Consider the following 17,624-nt stretch of genomic DNA (forward strand, 5'->3'; position numbering starts at 1 on the left):
AAAAAGAAAGAGGTTAATGATATGGAACTATTTTCAAATACCTTTCGATCACTTGAGAATGCTCTTAATTATGCTAACACAAAACAAAAGGTCATTTCACAGAACATGGCAAATTCGGATACACCTAACTATAAAGCTAAAGACGTCGAAAAAACACACTCCTTTAAAGCGGAGCTCGATTCTTCATTAAAGTCATATCGCACAGATGCAAGGCATTTCGCCTTTGACTCTGAAGGCGGTCAGGCATCAACAATCGTGACAAAGAAAAATGTTCAATATAACAATAACGGCAACAGTGTCGATGTTGATAAGGAAATGACGGATCTTGCCGCCAATCAAATTTATTACAATGCCGTATCCGACAGGATATCAGGGAAGTTTCAATCATTGGAAAATGTAATTAAAGGAGGTAAGTGATGGGGATTTTCCAAAGTATGAATATGACCGGATCGAGCCTCACCAGTCAGAGGTTGAGGATGGATGTGATTTCTGCAAATATGGCTAATGCGGAAACGACCAGAGGCGAATATGATGCGGAAACGAAAACATGGAAGCCTTACACAAGAAAAGCGGTCGTGCTGCAAAGCAAGGAAGAGGGATTTTCCAGTTTCCTGAATGCTGCATTCCAAAAAACAAGCGGGGTGGGCAGTGGTGTCAAGGTGACGGAAATCGTAAAAGATAAAACCCCCTTTAAACTGGATTATAATCCGGATCACCCAGATGCCAATGAAGATGGGTACGTTGAAATGCCAAATGTGGACCCACTGAGGGAAATGGTGGATTTAATGAGCGTCACGCGCACATACGAGGCAAATGTGACCGTATTGAATGCATCAAAGGGAATGATGATGAAAGCATTGGAAATAGGTAAATAAACAATGAATGGAGAATGTTGATATGGAGGGAATTTCGCTTTCGCCTGTCGGCAATGCCGGTAATGTATTGAAAAAGGAACAAACCAAGATTAATACACCATACGAAGCACAGCAAAATTTTGCGACCGTATTAAAAGAGTCAATGAATAAAGTCAACGAGACACAAGTGGCATCAGATGACCTGACGACCAGGCTGGCGAATGGAGAAGATGTCGAGCTCCATTCGGTGATGATAGCTTCACAAAAAGCCAGCATTACGATGCAGGCTACATTAGAGGTTCGGAATAAGGTGGTTGAAGCCTACCAGGAAATGATGAGAATGAGTATTTAGCATTCATTTAGAAAACCTCATTTTTTATAGGGAAAAAATGACCGGGGGGATATGCATCCCCCATCATAAATTCAAAGACTGACCGGGGGATTTAAATGAATGATGCACTTATGAATGTGAAAAATAAAATAACTGCTTACTGGGCGAGCCGGAGCAAAAAACAAAAAATGATGATGGTTGGTTCCGTCGCTTTAATGATCATCATCATTGCGGCTGCGTCCATCTTAACCACGCGCACGACGCTGGTACCCTTGTATTCCAATTTAACTCCTTCGGAAACGGGGAGCATCAAAGAGAACTTGGACAGCCAAGGAATCAAAAACGAAATTACGGAAAATGGTACGACGATAAAAGTTCCTGAAGAAAGCGTGGATACACTAAAAGTGGAATTGGCGGCGGAAGGGATTCCGGATTCGGGAAATATCGATTATTCCTTTTTTAGCCAAAGTGCTGGTATCGGGATGACCGAAAATGAATTCAATGTCATTAAATTGGACTCGATGCAAACGGAACTGGCCAGTTTAATAAAGAAAATTGATGGGGTAGAGGATGCAAGCGTGATGATCACCCTTCCTGATAAAGGTGTGTTTGTAAGTGATGCAGCCGGAGAAGCGTCGGCATCCATTGTGCTGAATACAAAACCGGGATATAAATTTGAAGAAAACCAAATCAATTCGCTTTATCATCTTGTCTCAAAAAGTGTCCCGAACCTACCTACAGATAATATCGTCATCATGAACCAAGATTTTCAGTACTATGATCTTGAAAATGAAAATTCTTCTTTTGCGTCGGCATTTGCTTCTCAAAACGAAATAAAGAAAGAAATAGAACGAGATATTCAAAGGCAAGTGCAAAATATGCTCGGGACGATAATGGGCCAAGATAAAGTGGTCGTTTCCGTCACGACAGATATCGATTTCACTCAAGAAAACAGGGAAGAGAATTTAGTAGAACCTGTCGATAAAGAAAACATGGCAGGAATCGAGATTTCTGCGCAAAGGATTAATGAATCGTATAGCGGGGATGCAGCGGCTGCTGGCGGCGTTCCGCAAAGTGAGGATTCTTCAGATTCATTGACATCCTACTCTTCAGGCGATAGCGGATCTGGTGATTATGAAAAAGTGGATGAAAAGATAAATAGTGAAGTGAACCGGATCAAGAAGGAAATAGTGGGAAGTCCATATAAGGTGAAGGACTTGGGCATACAGGTCATGGTCGAGCCTCCGAAGGCAAATGACCCCAATTCCTTATCGCAACAGAGTGTGGATGATATTACCCAAATCCTTGGGACGATAATACGAACGACAATCGAGAAAAAAGCTGAAGGGGAAGAGCTGACTGACGAAGAACTTACGAATAAAATAGCGATTTCCGTTCAACCGTTTAATGGGAAAATGAAATTGCCGAAAGAGGAAGCAAGTTCGTCATTGCCGATTTGGGCTTACATCGTTGGCGGAGTGCTAATACTTGTCATTACCATTCTCTTAATCTTATTCTTCCGTTCGCGCAGGCAATCCGAAATGGAAGAGGAATACGTGGTTGAAGAAGAAGAAGAAGTCGTATTCGATGTTCCGGATTTAAACAAGGAAAAAGAAACGGAAGCATCTTTAAAAAGAAAACAACTAGAGAAACTGGCAAAAGAAAAGCCGGATGAATTTGCAAAATTATTAAGAAGCTGGATAGCGGAAGATTAGGAGGCTGGGCAAGTGACAGACAGAAAAAAAAGGCCGGATTGACCGGCAAACAGAAAGCCGCCATCCTTCTTATTTCTTTAGGGCCGGATGTTTCAGCATCCGTATATAAGCATCTATCTGAAGAGGAAATTGAGAGATTGACCCTTGAAATTTCGGGAGTTAGAAAAGTGGACTCCAATGAGAAAGAGGAGATCCTTGATGAATTCCACAACATTGCATTAGCTCAGGATTACATTTCCCAAGGCGGCATAGGGTATGCGAAGCAGGTGCTTGAAAAGGCATTAGGATCGGATCAGGCAGCGGCCATCATTAACCGGCTGACATCTTCCTTACAAGTTCGCCCATTCGATTTTGCAAGAAAGGCAGATCCTGGCCAAATCTTGAATTTCATCCAGAATGAACATCCGCAGACCATCGCATTGATTTTGTCGTACCTAGATCCAGCACAAGCTGGCCAGATTTTGTCTGAGCTCCCGCAAGAGGTACAGGCCGATATTGCGAGAAGGATTGCTTTAATGGATAGCACCTCTCCGGAGATCATCAATGAAGTGGAGCAAATACTCGAAAGGAAACTATCTGCGACCGTGACTCAAGATTATACGCAGACAGGCGGAGTTGAGGCGGTTGTCGATGTATTGAATGGGGTGGATCGCTCAACGGAACGAACCATCTTGGATGCACTCGAAATTCAAGATCCCGAACTTGCCGAGGAAATCAAGAAACGGATGTTTGTTTTTGAAGATATTGTGACCCTTGATGGCAGAGCGATCCAGCGTGTAGTCAGGGAATCCGAAAACGAGGACGTCAAACTTTCCCTTAAAGTGGCAAGCGATGAAGTGAAGGAAATCGTATTCCGAAATATGTCAAAACGGATGGTCGAAACGTTCCAGGAAGAAATGGAATATATGGGACCTGTACGTTTGCGTGATGTTGAAGAAGCACAATCAAGAATCGTTGCCGTCATTCGCCGTCTGGAGGAAACTGGAGAAATCGTGATTGCCCGTGGCGGAGGGGATGATATCATTGTCTAGGATCATAAAATCCCAGCAGGCACAACGAGAGGAAAGTAAGAAAATTACGATAAAGGTTCGTCCTTTTGATTTTTTTCAACAGGGAAATGAAGATACGGGGAATGACATTCACCATTTTCCATCGGATGAGTTTATTAATCATGCCAAACAGGAAGCTGAAGTGATAATTTTGGAGGCTCAGCAAGAAGCGAGAGCGATTGCTGCCGAAATCCAAAAGGAGCGCGAGAACTGGGATAATCAAGAAAAACCGATGTATATCGAGCAAGCCCAAAAAGAAGGCTATCAGCAAGGTGTAGAAGATGGCATCCAAAAGGGCTATAACGAAATTGCTGGTGAGATCGTCTTTGCAAAAGAAGTGGTGGAATCCTCCAAAAAAGACTATCGGCAGCATATCGAATCATCGGAAACCGTAATTTTGGACCTTGCCTTGAAGGTGGCGGCGACAATTATCGGGATCGAGATAGAAAAAGACGATGCGCCTTTTTTATCGATCGTCAAGAAGGCGATCAAAGAGGTGAGGGATTATCGGGAAGTGCAATTGCATATTCATCCTATTCGCTATCAATCGATTCTTACTCATAAGGAAGAGCTGCTTGCAATCTTTCCAAAGGATACGGAATTGTATATCTTTCCTGACGATGAGCTTGATGAAAACAGCTGTATTATCGAATCCGAAAATGGAAGGATCGATGCCAGCGTCGATAGTCAGCTAGAGGTAATCAAAACGAAACTAACTGAATTGCTGGAAGGGGAATAAAGATGAAAGCTAGGGATCTATTGCCCTTGGTCGACGAAGTCGATCCATTCAAGCATTATGGACGGGTCAAACGGGTCGTAGGGCTCATGATAGAATCTCAAGGTCCTGAAAGCTCTGTAGGTGATGTTTGTTATATATACACGGGTATACAAAAAAAGAAAAATCGCATTTTGGCAGAAGTTGTCGGATTTCGTGATGAGATGGTCATTTTAATGCCATTTACGGCAGTTAGTGATATATCACCAGGGTGCATCGTTGAAGGAAGCGGACGAAGCCTCGAGATAAAGGTAGGCAGCGGATTAATCGGAAAGGTGGTCGATCCATTGGGGCAGCCAATTGATGAATCCCTGCTTCCAAAAGGGCTCGCTACGGTTCCGGTTGATCAAGATCCGCCTAATCCAATGAAACGGCCTCCCATACATGAACCGATAGACGTAGGGGTCCGCGTGATTGATAGTTTATTAACAGTCGGAAAAGGACAACGTGTTGGTATCTTTGCAGGGAGCGGAGTTGGGAAAAGTACATTGCTCGGCATGGTGGCAAGGAATACGACGGCTGATTTGAACGTAATCGGCCTTGTCGGGGAACGTGGTCGTGAAGTTCGTGAATTCATCGAAAAGGATCTTGGGCCAGAAGGACTAGCCCGGTCAATCGTTGTTGTCGCGACGTCTGATCAGCCGGCATTGATGAGGATAAAAGGGGCATTAACGGCAACGGCAATTGCCGAATACTTCCGTGACAAAGGGTTGAACGTAATGCTGATGATGGACTCGGTCACAAGGGTGGCGATGGCGCAGAGGGAAATTGGACTTGCTATTGGCGAACCGCCGACGACAAAGGGGTATACGCCATCCGTTTTCGCCATCCTGCCTAGACTTTTGGAAAGAACGGGGACGAATCAATTAGGAACGATTACAGCTTTTTATACAGTACTCGTCGATGGTGATGACATGAATGAGCCGATTGCCGATGCAGTGAGGGGGATTTTGGATGGTCACTTCATACTTGACCGTAATCTAGCCAATAAAGGACAGTTCCCAGCTCTCAACATCTTGAAGAGTATTAGTCGGGTCATGAATAATATTGTTCATGAAAGGCATAAGAAATCCGCAGAAAAATTACGTGCCAACCTTTCGACTTATATGGAGTCGGAAGATTTGATCAATATAGGCGCTTATAAAAGAGGATCCTCAAAACAAATTGATGACTCGATTGCTTGCTATCCGGAAATCATATCTTTCTTAAAGCAGGGGACTCATGAAAAAGCTGCCAAGGATGATAGCATCAACGCCCTTATTGAATTGATGGAGAAAGGTGATCAGTCATGATTTATCAATATAAATTCGAGAAGATCCTGACCATTAAAGAAAAAGAAAAAAATGATGCACTTGCTAAATATAATGCTTCTTTAAAAAAATTTGAAGAAGTGGCAGAGAAATTATATCGACTCTTAAAGAAAAAAGAAGAGTTGCTTGAGTTCCAGCAGGAAAAGCTGCGAAACGGATTATCGATTCAGGAGATTCGGCATCATCAATTATTCATGGATAACCTGGAAATACTGTTGAGCCATTGCCAACAGGAAGTGATTGAATCGAGATATAAGATGAATGTTCAGCAGGATGCATTAATGGCAAGAAATATTGAGGTGAAAAAGTACGAAAAAATGAAAGAAAATGATTTTCTTAAATTCCTGGATGTCATAAAGGAAGCTGAGAATAAACAAATGGATGAAATATCAATCCGTCAATTCTTAAGCAAAGGGCGTTAGGTGATAGAATGCGTAAAAAAAGCGAAACTAATGGAATGGAAGAATTGGAAGAAAGCAAGATAAGTAAGTTTCAATGGTTTCTTGTCATTTTCATTCCTTTAATCTTTGCTGTAACTGTAGCATTGATCGTATTAACAGTTGCAGGGGTCAATGTGGCGGAAAAGGCCAAGGATATGTCCGCAAAAATTCCCTTCATTACTTCGGATAAGAAGGATGAAGATCGAGGAAATGAAGCCCGGAATGATGAGAAAGTCTCCATCAAGCTGGAAAAGCTAGAAACGGAAATTGTAAACAAGCAAAAAGAGATAGACAAGCTTGAAGGTATCATCGATACACGTGACAAGTCCATTGAAAAGGCAGAAGCGGAAAAGCAGCAGCTTCAAATGGAAATGAACCAACTCAAGGAAAGCCAAACCGGTAAAGATAAGGCGTTCAAGGATATCATCCGAACATACGAAACGATGGCGCCTAAAAAATCTGCACCGATCATTACGGAAATGAATGACCAAGACGCACTGGGAATTCTCTCAAGCATGAAGGCAGCCACATTAGCCAAGGTGTTGGAGAACATGTCAACAGCAGATGCTGCAAGGTTAACGAAGAAGCTTGCTGAACAAAGCACGCAGGAGGAAAGATGAAGGAGGTGAATGATGGATGAATTCAGCGATCAATTCTTTTCTCCCTTCTGTATCCGCAGGTTTAAACGTATCGCCAAAGCCAAACCAGCCACTTGATTCCGGTTTTGGCTCAGTGCTTCAATCTGCTGTAGGGTCTGGAGCGTCCCTAACATCCGAAAAACAGCCACTTGACGTCCCTGAGGAAAGATTGTCCGCATTAAGGGAATTGCTTGATTTTTTGAAAAGCGGCCCGTTGATGGGCGAAGAGGATGAAGCAGTTGTTGCAGGAAATACAAAAGAAGAGATAAGCAATCAACTTTTACAGGTTCTAAAAAAGGTAACCGGAAACGCTGAAAATAGCCTTTCCGAATTCCTTGCCAGCATAGAGGAGCTGGATTCAGGACAAGAGCAGGAAGACTTGGACATGAATTCACAAACCGTGATTCCGGCCGATGTCATGGAACTATATACACTTCTAAAAAAAGTCTCGGAGTTCAGTGAAGCAGAATGGCAAAATCTGCCGATGCCTGGAGGAGCGAATTTATTGAAACTGGTGAAAATCCAGGATCTCCTATCAGAGAATAAAGATATGACACAAGATGAAGCGGTCATCCAGAAGCAAATGAAAAACCTTCTTGAAGGAATAACGGGAAGGCTTGAGAAATGGCTGTCCAATCAGAAAAAAACAAATCCAGAACCTGATCAAACCAACTTTTTGGGGACAGCGCGATATAACCAAGGCGCCATCCTGAAAAGCGCATTCTTACCAATAACAGCAAGTGAGAAGATAAGTAAGGAAGCTATAACCAATAACGGCGTGGCGTTAAAAACTGTCGATGGCGGCAATTTACAAGGCTCAGCTATTCCTCTGATCATGACAAAGCTGGAACAATTTGTACTGACTGCTTCAAAAGGGGGGCAAAATGTCAGTCAAGAAGAATTCGTTAAGCAATTCGGAAATATTTTGGGCAAGGCTAATTTCAATGCTCATAACGGTGTAAATAAACTGTTGATTCGATTGAACCCCGAACATCTTGGAACACTTAGAATCGAGTTGATTCAAAAGGACGGTTTGTTGTCTGCTAGGATTTTGGCCACTACGGCACAGGCAAAGGATATGCTCGAGAAGCAGATTCATGGATTAAAGCAAGCCTTCAGCGGGCAAAACATCCAAATTGAAAAAATTGAAATATCCCAAGCCATCACTGCTTTCAATTCAGAGAAATTCTTGCAGAAGGATGCGGATGAACGGCATCAGCAACAAGAGCCTAAGGAAGAAAGCAAAGATGAGACGGAAAGCGAATTTACAGGCTCCCTTGCTGAAGCTCTGCTAAATATGGAAGTGTAGGTGAAAATATGACGACCATAGATACATCCCTTTTATTATCGAATAATCAACAAGATAAAAGAAACACGGGCGACGCATTAGGAAAAGATGATTTTTTGAAATTACTGCTCACCCAGCTGCAAAACCAAGATCCTTCAAGTCCAATGGACAATACGGAATTCATTGCCCAGATGGCGACTTTTTCATCACTCGAACAGATGATGAATTTGGGAACCAAAATGGATGAAATCATCGGAATCAATCAACAGAATAGTTTAATGAACTATAACTCGTTCGTTGGAAAAGAAGTCACATGGCATAAATTGGATGAGAGTGATGATAACCTTGCGATAGAAGAAGGAAAGGGTATCGTCAAATCGATTCAATATAAGGGTGAGAATGTATATTTCATCTTGGAGGATGGTACAAAACTTACACCAGCCAATATTTCGGCCATGGAACAATCAAGCGCCACATCGAATAGCCTAACTGCGGCCAGTGAGTTAATCGGTAAACGTGTTAGCTGGAAGGATGAAAAAAATGGCGACTCGTCAGCCATCGTTGTCTCGGTATCCATGAATAAGGGCAAACTGCAAATTGAAGTCGATGATGAAAGCAAAACCAAGCTATCCTACGAGCAGCTGCTTGAAATTGCTAAACCATAAAGGGGCGGGAGAATGAATAAACTTGGTTTTCAAGCAAATCCCGCTCACGTGTTGTCACAACCAAAGTTACCCTTACGCCAAAAGCCGATAATCCAACAAGGATTTCAGCACCATTTTCAAGCTGCCGTTTCCCCTACTGAAAAATTGACCATAAGTAAACATGCGCAAATGCGGATGAATGAAAGAAATATCCAAATAGCGCCGCAAACGTGGGGAAAAATAGAAGGCAAAGCAAATGAAGCGAAAAAAATGGGCGTGACCGAATCTCTTATCATTACAGATAATGCAGCGCTCATAATAAGTACGAAAAACAACAAAGTCATTACGGTCATGGACAGGGATGAAGCGTCATCGCAAATTTTCACGAACATTAATGGAACCATCATTTTGGATTAATAGATTGATAGGCCGGACCTACTATAGGAAGCCTGGACTGTGGATTGACGGAAGCAGTCGCAAAAAAGAAAGGGGAGCTTTTAAATGCTTCGTTCAATGTATTCTGGAATAAGCGGATTAAAAAACTTACAAACAAAATTGGATGTAATCGGCAATAACGTCGCCAATGTCAATACTTACGGTTTCAAAAAAAGCCGTGTGACATTCAGCGATGCGATGAATCAAACGATATCCGGTGCAAGCGCAGCTACACCCAATCGGGGGGGGACTAACTCCAAACAAATAGGATTGGGCTCCACGATCGCTACGATTGATACGATCCATACTCAATCAAGCCTACAAACGACCGGTCGGGATCTTGACTTGGGGATATCTGGCGATGGCTATTTCGTGGTCAAGCAAGGCGATGCACTTTCCTATACACGGGCAGGGAATTTTTATTTGGATGATAATGGTACTCTTGTAAACGCGAATGGGTTGAAAGTACAAGCTTACAAAGTTGATGAAAACGGAAAACGCTCACAAACGATTGGAGATGTCGCTGTTAACGTCAATGCAATTTTACCTGCAGTAACCACTACGAAAATTTCAGTAAGTGAAAATCTTGCTGCTGATGCCATAGACGGTTCCGTATTCAGCCAGCAAATTAAAGTGGTGGATGCAAAGGGAAAAGAACAAACGGCCACAATATATTTCCAGAAGGCGAGCAATAATAAATGGAACGTCTTTGATGCAGAGCCTGCGGCACTTGGGGATACATCAGGCACTAGTCCAAAACCGTTCACTTCGTTGAATTTCGACGCGAATGGCCAGCTCGTGGCCGCTGACAAAAACCAGCCAAACAAAACGATTAACATAACAAGCGGCAAAGAGGATGACACGAATACACCAGCTGATGAAAGCGTACAAAAGGCTCAATTGGATTTTGATTTCTCAAAGCTCACCCAAATGAAAGGATCTACTACTGCATTAGTCAATCCTAATGGTAATAAAGAAGGAAAACTGGAAAGTTTCAATATTGGTGCAGCAGGGGAAGTGAACGGCGTTTATTCGAACGGCCTGATCACTACTTTGGGCCAGCTGGCGGTTGCCAAATTTTCCAATTCTTCAGGCTTGACGAAAACTGGCGGTAATACTTTTCAGGAATCAATCAATTCAGGCACAGCGAACATCAATATCCCAGGTGAGGGACGCGGCGTGATTGCTTCAGGTTCTTTGGAAATGTCCAATGTCGATCTATCCGAAGAGTTCACTGAAATGATCGTTGCCCAACGCGGTTTTCAATCGAATTCCAGGATCATCACGACATCGGATGAAATTTTACAAGAGTTAGTTAATTTAAAAAGATAGGTTAAGGGAGGGAGGAGCCAGGTGCTTATTGCTCTGGCTCCTAAATATCATTATCAAAGTTACAAGACTCAATGGAAAATGCTTTCACATCAATGCATTGTACATAGACACAGTCGAATCATTGCCTGATACGACCATCACCTTTACAAATAACAAAAAAATCGTGGTACTTGAGAAGGAAGAGGAAATGGTCGAAGCTATCATACAATTTTATCGTACCGTAAATATTCTCGGATTCAGGAATGATGTGGAGGAAGGAACATGAAAAAAAATCTAATGACTATTATGCTGATTATACTTGTGGCCATAACTCTTGTTGGTGTCATTGCAATGGTGGTAGTGACAAAATTATCTGAGCCCACATCTGCTGAAGCTAAACCTAGCATTGACGAAATAGTCAAATCATCTGTTGAAATTCCCGAAATCACAACGAATCTTGACGGCAATGATTATATCAAAATCTCATTTATGGTCCAAACGGAAAATAAAAAGGCAAAAGAAGAGTTGGAAAAAAGAAGTTTTCAGATGAAAAATATCATCATTACCGAACTGTCCGAAATGAAAGCGGAAGAACTAACCGGTAAAAAAGGTAAAGAAAAATTACAAAATGTATTAAAGGATAGAATGAATGAATTAATGGAAGAAGGAAAAGTTGAAAAGGTTTATATAACCTCCTCGATTCTTCAATAACAACATCCTTGCTTCATTAAAAAAGAAGGGGAAGCTTTGGAGGTGAATGTTAATGTCCGGGGAAATATTATCGCAAAATGAAATCGATGCTTTGCTATCGGCCATTTCCACCGGTGAAATGGATGCAGACGATTTAAAGAAGGAAGAACTGGAAAAAAGAGTGAAAGTGTATGACTTCAAAAGGGCACTCCGGTTTTCAAAGGATCAAATCAGGAGCCTGACCAGGATACATGAAAACTTTGCAAGATTGCTGACCACGTACTTTTCGGCACAACTAAGGACGTATGTTCAAATATCCGTTGCTTCAGCAGATCAAATCCCGTATGAAGAGTTTATCCGTTCCATTCCCAAAATGACGATCCTGAATGTGTTTGAGGTGCCCCCTTTGGATGGCCGTATCATTCTTGAGGTCAACCCGAATATCGCGTATTCCATGATGGATCGAGTGTTGGGAGGGCGGGGCATAAGCGTGAATAAAGTGGATAGTTTAACGGAAATAGAAACGAGAATCATGTCTAATTTATTCGAAAAGGCTTTTGATAATTTGCAGGAGGCATGGGGGACGATTGTAGAAATTGAACCGGTGATGACAGAGTTCGAGGTGAATCCGCAATTCCTTCAATTGGTTTCGCCCAATGATACGGTAGTGGTCATTTCATTGAATACACAAATTGGCGAAACGAGCGGGATGATCAACGTATGCATTCCTCATGTCGTCCTGGAGCCGATCATACCGAAGTTATCAGCTCATTATTGGATGGAAAATGCACAAAAGGAAAAAATCCCTGAGGAAATCATGATCTTAGAAAAGAGGATCAGAAGTGCAGACCTTCCGATTGTTTCTGAGCTTGGTTCTACCGATATCACCATCCAGGATTTTTTGCTATTGGATGTTGGTGATGTGATCGACTTAAACAAGGCAATCGAGGAACCTTTGACGATTAAAGTCGGCGGAATCCCTAAATATAGAGGCCAGCCAGGAAAAGTAGGTAAAAAGCACGCCATCCAGATTCTTGATATTTTGAAAGGGGGAGACGAAGATGGTAAGTGATGAAATGCTTTCGCAAGACGAGATAGATGCCCTTTTAAAAGGTACAAGTGACATGGAAGATGAGGTGAGCCCTCTTTCGATTGACGAGTATTTATCGATGATGGAACTGGACGCTCTCGGTGAAATTGGTAACATTTCTTTCGGAAGTTCGGCCACGGCCTTATCGACTTTGTTGAATCAGAAAGTGGATATCACAACACCGACGGTAACCTTGATAGAAAGGGGACAGATTGCAGAAGAATTCCCGCATCCGTATGTAGCGATACAAGTGCAATATACGGAAGGTTTTTCAGGCATTAATATGTTGGTCATCAAACAAAGCGATGCGGCTATCATTGCCGATTTAATGCTTGGCGGTGATGGGCTTAATCCTTCAGACATGCTGGGGGAAATTCAGTTGAGTGCTGTGCAGGAAGCGATGAACCAAATGATGGGCTCTGCGGCGACATCAATGTCGACCATTTTCAGTAAAAAGGTCGATATTTCCCCGCCAAGCATAGACCTGCTTAATTTCTTGAATGGTGAAGGTGAAAATGCTATACCGAATGAAGATTTGTTTGCAAAAATCTCATTCCGCCTTCGTGTCGGTACATTAATCGATTCCAGCATTATGCAGCTGCTGCCTTTGGATTTCGCTAAAGGGTTAGTCTCTGAACTATTGAATGGGACAAACGAAGAGGTCGAAATGCAGACGGAAAACGTAGTAAACGAACCTTTGGCACACAATCCAGTGCCTGAGCCTGAACGTGTCCAGAATACCGGAATGAATCAGCCACCGGCAAATGACGCTTATCTGCATGGTGGCTATCAGACGCAGCCTGCAAGTCAAAGCCCGAATGTTCCGCAACACTTTGGGGCATCACCGGCGCCATCAGGCCCACCGGTGAATGTGCAGCCTGCCAGTTTCACTAGTTTCCAGCCCTATCAGCTTCAAGAGTCTGAATCGAAAAATCTTAGCATGCTGATGGATATCCCGCTGCAAGTAACGGTGGAACTTGGAAGAACGAAGCGATCTGTAAAGGATATTTTGGAGCTATCCTCTGGTTCAATCATCGAATTGGACAAATTGGCAGGAGAGCCAGTCGACATCCTCGTAAACAGTCGCTTGATAGCAAAAGGTGAAGTGGTAGTGATCGATGAAAACTTTGGGGTCCGTGTAACGGATATCATGAGTCAAAGTGAACGATTAAATAAAATCAGATAAATTTGGGGGAAGAGAATAATGGCTAATAGAATTTTAATTGTGGACGATGCAGCATTTATGAGAATGATGATTAAGGATATCCTGTCTAAAAATGGTTTCGAAATTGTTGGAGAAGCAGCAGATGGTGCACAAGCGGTGGACAAGTATAAAGAAACCCATCCCGATCTTGTAACGATGGATATCACCATGCCGGAGATGGATGGCATTACGGCGTTAAAGGAAATTAAAAAGGTCAATCCCCAAGCCAAGGTCATTATGTGTTCGGCAATGGGGCAACAGGCCATGGTCATCGATGCAATCCAGGCTGGAGCGAAAGACTTCATCGTGAAGCCCTTCCAGGCAGACCGGGTATTGGAAGCTATAAATAAAGCCTTAAGTTAAGAGGGTGTCTTCATATTGTTTTCTATTAAAAAATGGCTTCAAGTCTCATTGATGATAGCAATATTCTTCACTGGAGCCATACAGGCCCATGCGGAAGCAATTGATAAAACGGTGAAGGATGCCTATAAACAGCCGGATGACAAAGCGGATAAAGCTGAATCAAAAGACTTGGAATCTACCAATCAAGCTTCTGATCCTGACAAAGTGGGAATAACCGTTTGGGAATTTCTCAGGATGATATTTGCAACCATTTTTGTGGTGGCCCTTCTTTATATATTGTTAAAGTTCATCAATAAAAAAAATAAATCATACCAAAAGGCAAATTCAGTAGAGAGTCTGGGCGGTACGAGCCTTGGTGCAAACCGTTCCGTCCAGCTCGTTAAAGTGGGCGGAAGAATATTGGTGATCGGGGTGGGCGAAAATATCCAGCTCCTGAAAGAAATTGATGATCCTTCGGAATATGAACAGCTTCTGAAAGACCATAACGATAAGCTCGATCAAATGCTGCAGCCAAGTGCCCTTGCAATGAAGCTGAAAAATAAGTGGTTGAAGAAAAGTGAATCGGAGCCGGCCAGTTTCTCTTCCGAGTTCAAAAGTCAGCTCGATCGAATGTCCGTCAACAGGAAAAAGCTGTTTAAAGAGCTTGATAGGAAAGGGAGAGACGATGAATGAATGAGTTCATGGAGTTTTTTAATAACAGCGATCCCACCAATGTCTCCACTTCCGTCAAGCTTGTTCTGCTAATGACCGTTTTATCGCTGGCACCCAGCATCTTGATCCTGATGACGTGTTTCACCAGAATCATCATTGTATTGAGCTTTGTGAGAACATCATTAGCTACACAGCAGATGCCGCCAAATCAAGTGCTGGTCGGACTGGCTCTTTTCATGACATTCTTCATCATGGCACCAACATTTCAGGAAGTGAATGAGAAGGCACTAACTCCATTATTTAATGAAGAAATTGATTTGGAAGAAGCATATGTGCAGGCCTCGATCCCTTTTAAGGAGTTCATGAGTGCACATACAAGACAAAAGGATTTGGCATTGTTTTTGGACTATGCGAAGGTGGAAAAGCCAGAAACGATACAGGATATTCCTTTGACTGCATTTGTACCAGCGTTTGCAATCAGTGAAATCAAAACGGCCTTTCAAATTGGCTTTATGATTTTCATTCCATTCTTGGTTATCGATATGGTCGTAGCAAGCGTCTTGATGTCAATGGGGATGATGATGCTGCCACCAGTCATGATTTCCCTGCCATTTAAGATTCTCCTTTTCATTCTAGTCGATGGATGGTATTTGGTTGTGAAGTCATTATTACAGAGTTTTTAAGCGGGTGAAAAAATGAATGCAGAGTTTGTTATTGATGTAGCAGAAAAAGGGATTTATATGGTATTGATCATCGCTGGCCCATTGATGGTGATAGCTCTCGTTGTAGGGCTTTTAGTAAGCATTTTTCAGGCGACTACACAGATCCAGGAACAGACCTTGGCATTCGTTCCGAAAATCGTGGCTGTCCTGCTGGGACTCATTTTACTGGCACCATGGATGCTGAGCCACTTATTATCATATGCAAATGAAATTTTCGGAAACCTGAATCGATTTGTAGGGTAGGGCATGGAAGAATTATTTCCGCACTTTCCTGCCTTTTTATTAATCGTGGTCAGGGTCACCACATTTTTTGTGGCAATGCCGATTTTTTCGTATCGCTCCATACCGGTACAGCACCGTTTGGGGCTTGGAATCTTCCTTGCCTGGATCATGTACTATACCATTGATGCTCCCATCCTGGAATTGGATGTAACATTTTATTTGTTGGTCATTAAGGAAGCGCTAGTAGGCCTATTCATTGGATTTGCTGCCTATATGATTTTATCGGCCGTTCAAGTGGCTGGGGGATTGATCGATTTTCAAATGGGTTTCTCAATAGCCAACGTCATCGATCCCCAAACTGGGGCTCAAAGTCCGTTGATGGGCCAATACCTTTATACGATAGCTTTATTATTCCTATTGAGTACTAATGGTCATCATTTACTTTTGGATGGAATCTTTTATAGCTATCAATTCATACCAATGGATCAATTGTTTGTTCCATTCGGAGATCATAGAATGATCGAATACTTGGCTAAAGCGTTCGGAAAAGCGTTCATGATTGCCTTTCAAATGTCGATACCAGTCGTGGGAAGTATCTTTTTAGTGGATGTAACCCTAGGAATCCTTGCAAGGACGGTTCCCCAATTGAATGTATTCGTTGTCGGTATCCCAGTCAAAATCATAGCGGGCTTGGCGGTTATTGTTTTAGTGATGGGAATGATGATGACGGTTGTCACCCAACTCTTCAATTTCTTGCTTGTGACGATGCGTCATCTCATGCAGCTGATCGGAGGCATATGATTTGGATAAATTTCAGCTGGATTTACAGTTCTTCGCAGGTGAGAAGACTGAAAAGGCGACACCAAAAAAACGCCAGGATTCGAAGAAAAAAGGACAGGTGGCAAAGAGTCAGGATGTTAATACATCCGTTAATTTGATTGCTGTATTTGCGGTGCTATTGATTATGGGGCCTTATATGTACAGCCATCTCCTCGCCATCATGAAAGATTACCTGCAACACTTTACCGTGGATGGCTTCACGGAAGGAACTGTCCAGATTATCATGATCGAAGTATTGAAGGAAATGGGCCTAGTCCTTGGACCCGTTTTTGCAGCGGCGGTAGTGGCTGGCATATTGGCTAATGTCATGCAGATTGGATTTATGTTTTCAACGGAATCGATTCAGTTTAAGCTTGAAAAATTGGATCCCATTAAAGGTTTTAAACGAATTTTTTCCATGAGGGCCATTGTTGAATTGTTGAAATCGATACTTAAAATAACCTTTGTTGGCTTTGTTGCCTTTTATGTACTTTGGCAACGTATGGACGAAATTATGATCTTATCACAGATTTCTGTGGAAGAAGCGATGGCAACGCTGGCGGATATAACGATCAAAGTAGGATTTTATGCTGCCGTGGCTTTATTGTTCATTGCTCTATTGGACTATTTGTATCAAAAATATGACTTTGAAAAAAACATCCGGATGTCCAAGCAGGATATTAAGGATGAATATAAAAATTCCGAAGGGGACCCGCTCATCAAATCCAAGATCAAGCAAAAGCAAAGGCAAATGGCTGCTCAAAGAATGATGCAGGAAATCCCGAATGCCGACGTCGTCATCACTAACCCGACACATTTTGCCATTGCTTTGAAATATGATGAAGATAAAGCGGAGGCTCCGTTTGTAGTGGCAAAAGGCGTCGATTTTGTTGCTCAGAAAATTAAATTCATTGCCAAAGAAAATGATGTAATCATGGTGGAAAATCGCCCTTTGGCAAGGTCTTTATATGATCAGGCAGAATTGGGTCAGGCGATACCCGAAGAGTTCTTTAAGGCGGTTGCTGAAATACTGGCCTTTGTATATAAAACCAAAGGTAAGCTGTAAAGAAGTA

General features: G+C 42.4%; 23 protein-coding genes. All 23 read left to right on the top strand.

Translation table 11 applies throughout. The features are described 5' to 3' along the window. Positions 1-21: 21 nt before the first annotated feature. Positions 22-417: a flagellar basal body rod protein FlgB gene (gene flgB, locus ABE28_RS07930; RefSeq protein WP_064461853.1), complete on the top strand. Its 396-nt coding sequence runs from the start codon at positions 22-24 to the stop codon at positions 415-417. After that, positions 417-875 (top strand): flagellar basal body rod protein FlgC, encoded by a 459-nt coding sequence (gene flgC, locus ABE28_RS07935; protein WP_064461854.1) that lies wholly within the window; start codon positions 417-419, stop codon positions 873-875. Before flgB ends, flgC begins: the two co-directional genes overlap by 1 nt. A gap of 22 nt (positions 876-897) precedes the next feature. Next, entirely contained in the window at positions 898-1,206 is a 309-nt protein-coding gene (fliE, locus tag ABE28_RS07940) for a flagellar hook-basal body complex protein FliE (protein WP_064461855.1), read from the top strand. A gap of 95 nt (positions 1,207-1,301) precedes the next feature. Then, the gene (gene fliF, locus ABE28_RS07945; RefSeq protein ID WP_064461856.1) at positions 1,302-2,900 is read left to right on the top strand and encodes a flagellar basal-body MS-ring/collar protein FliF; all 1,599 of its coding nucleotides are present in this window, start codon (positions 1,302-1,304) and stop codon (positions 2,898-2,900) included. 38 nt (positions 2,901-2,938) lie between these two features. Beyond that, entirely contained in the window at positions 2,939-3,931 is a 993-nt protein-coding gene (gene fliG / locus ABE28_RS07950; RefSeq protein WP_167353389.1) for a flagellar motor switch protein FliG, read from the top strand. Continuing rightward, positions 3,924-4,688 carry a flagellar assembly protein FliH gene (fliH, locus tag ABE28_RS07955; RefSeq protein ID WP_064461858.1) on the top strand — a complete coding sequence of 255 codons (765 nt, stop codon included), beginning with the start codon at positions 3,924-3,926 and terminating at the stop codon, positions 4,686-4,688. Before fliG ends, fliH begins: the two co-directional genes overlap by 8 nt. Before the next feature lie 2 nt (positions 4,689-4,690). Next, the gene (fliI, locus tag ABE28_RS07960; RefSeq protein ID WP_064461859.1) at positions 4,691-6,016 is read left to right on the top strand and encodes a flagellar protein export ATPase FliI; all 1,326 of its coding nucleotides are present in this window, start codon (positions 4,691-4,693) and stop codon (positions 6,014-6,016) included. After that, positions 6,013-6,456, top strand: a complete 444-nt coding sequence (gene fliJ, locus ABE28_RS07965) for a flagellar export protein FliJ (RefSeq protein ID WP_064461860.1) — start codon at positions 6,013-6,015, stop codon at positions 6,454-6,456. The genes fliI and fliJ overlap by 4 nt, the downstream gene beginning before the upstream one ends. 8 nt (positions 6,457-6,464) lie before the next feature. Then, on the top strand, positions 6,465-7,094 hold the full coding sequence (locus ABE28_RS07970) for a MotE family protein (RefSeq protein ID WP_083231992.1): 630 nt from the start codon (positions 6,465-6,467) through the stop codon (positions 7,092-7,094). Positions 7,095-7,110: 16 nt separating this feature from the next. After that, on the top strand, positions 7,111-8,421 hold the full coding sequence (locus tag ABE28_RS07975) for a flagellar hook-length control protein FliK (protein WP_064461861.1): 1,311 nt from the start codon (positions 7,111-7,113) through the stop codon (positions 8,419-8,421). Between the two features lie 8 nt (positions 8,422-8,429). Next, entirely contained in the window at positions 8,430-9,065 is a 636-nt protein-coding gene (flgD, locus tag ABE28_RS07980; RefSeq protein ID WP_064461862.1) for a flagellar hook assembly protein FlgD, read from the top strand. A gap of 12 nt (positions 9,066-9,077) precedes the next feature. Further along, the gene (locus ABE28_RS07985; protein ID WP_064461863.1) at positions 9,078-9,461 is read left to right on the top strand and encodes a TIGR02530 family flagellar biosynthesis protein; all 384 of its coding nucleotides are present in this window, start codon (positions 9,078-9,080) and stop codon (positions 9,459-9,461) included. Positions 9,462-9,545: 84 nt separating this feature from the next. After that, a complete protein-coding gene (locus ABE28_RS07990) occupies positions 9,546-10,811 on the top strand; it encodes a flagellar hook protein FlgE (RefSeq protein ID WP_064461864.1) in 1,266 nt (421 codons plus the stop codon). 28 nt (positions 10,812-10,839) lie between these two features. Then, the gene (locus ABE28_RS07995; protein WP_373921321.1) at positions 10,840-11,076 is read left to right on the top strand and encodes a flagellar FlbD family protein; all 237 of its coding nucleotides are present in this window, start codon (positions 10,840-10,842) and stop codon (positions 11,074-11,076) included. Continuing rightward, positions 11,073-11,501, top strand: coding sequence for a flagellar basal body-associated protein FliL (fliL, locus tag ABE28_RS08000; protein WP_064461865.1), 429 nt, complete (start codon positions 11,073-11,075; stop codon positions 11,499-11,501). Before ABE28_RS07995 ends, fliL begins: the two co-directional genes overlap by 4 nt. Positions 11,502-11,553: 52 nt before the next feature. Then, positions 11,554-12,552, top strand: a complete 999-nt coding sequence (fliM, locus tag ABE28_RS08005) for a flagellar motor switch protein FliM (RefSeq protein ID WP_064461866.1) — start codon at positions 11,554-11,556, stop codon at positions 12,550-12,552. After that, positions 12,542-13,756 (top strand): flagellar motor switch phosphatase FliY, encoded by a 1,215-nt coding sequence (fliY, locus tag ABE28_RS08010; RefSeq protein WP_064461867.1) that lies wholly within the window; start codon positions 12,542-12,544, stop codon positions 13,754-13,756. Before fliM ends, fliY begins: the two co-directional genes overlap by 11 nt. 18 nt (positions 13,757-13,774) lie before the next feature. Next, on the top strand, positions 13,775-14,137 hold the full coding sequence (locus ABE28_RS08015; RefSeq protein WP_064461868.1) for a chemotaxis protein CheY: 363 nt from the start codon (positions 13,775-13,777) through the stop codon (positions 14,135-14,137). A gap of 15 nt (positions 14,138-14,152) precedes the next feature. Beyond that, complete coding sequence (locus ABE28_RS08020; RefSeq protein ID WP_257390739.1) at positions 14,153-14,809, top strand: flagellar biosynthetic protein FliO; 657 nt, start codon at positions 14,153-14,155, stop codon at positions 14,807-14,809. Then, complete coding sequence (gene fliP / locus ABE28_RS08025; protein WP_064461870.1) at positions 14,806-15,471, top strand: flagellar type III secretion system pore protein FliP; 666 nt, start codon at positions 14,806-14,808, stop codon at positions 15,469-15,471. Before ABE28_RS08020 ends, fliP begins: the two co-directional genes overlap by 4 nt. A gap of 12 nt (positions 15,472-15,483) precedes the next feature. Then, entirely contained in the window at positions 15,484-15,753 is a 270-nt protein-coding gene (fliQ, locus tag ABE28_RS08030; RefSeq protein ID WP_064461871.1) for a flagellar biosynthesis protein FliQ, read from the top strand. Between the two features lie 3 nt (positions 15,754-15,756). Further along, positions 15,757-16,533 carry a flagellar biosynthetic protein FliR gene (gene fliR / locus ABE28_RS08035; RefSeq protein ID WP_064461872.1) on the top strand — a complete coding sequence of 259 codons (777 nt, stop codon included), beginning with the start codon at positions 15,757-15,759 and terminating at the stop codon, positions 16,531-16,533. Between the two features lies 1 nt (position 16,534). After that, positions 16,535-17,617 (top strand): flagellar biosynthesis protein FlhB, encoded by a 1,083-nt coding sequence (gene flhB, locus ABE28_RS08040; protein ID WP_064461873.1) that lies wholly within the window; start codon positions 16,535-16,537, stop codon positions 17,615-17,617. Positions 17,618-17,624: the final 7 nt, after the last annotated feature.

The sequence above is a fragment of the Peribacillus muralis genome (assembly GCF_001645685.2).
GTDB classification, from domain to species: Bacteria; Bacillota; Bacilli; order Bacillales; family DSM-1321; genus Peribacillus; species Peribacillus muralis_A.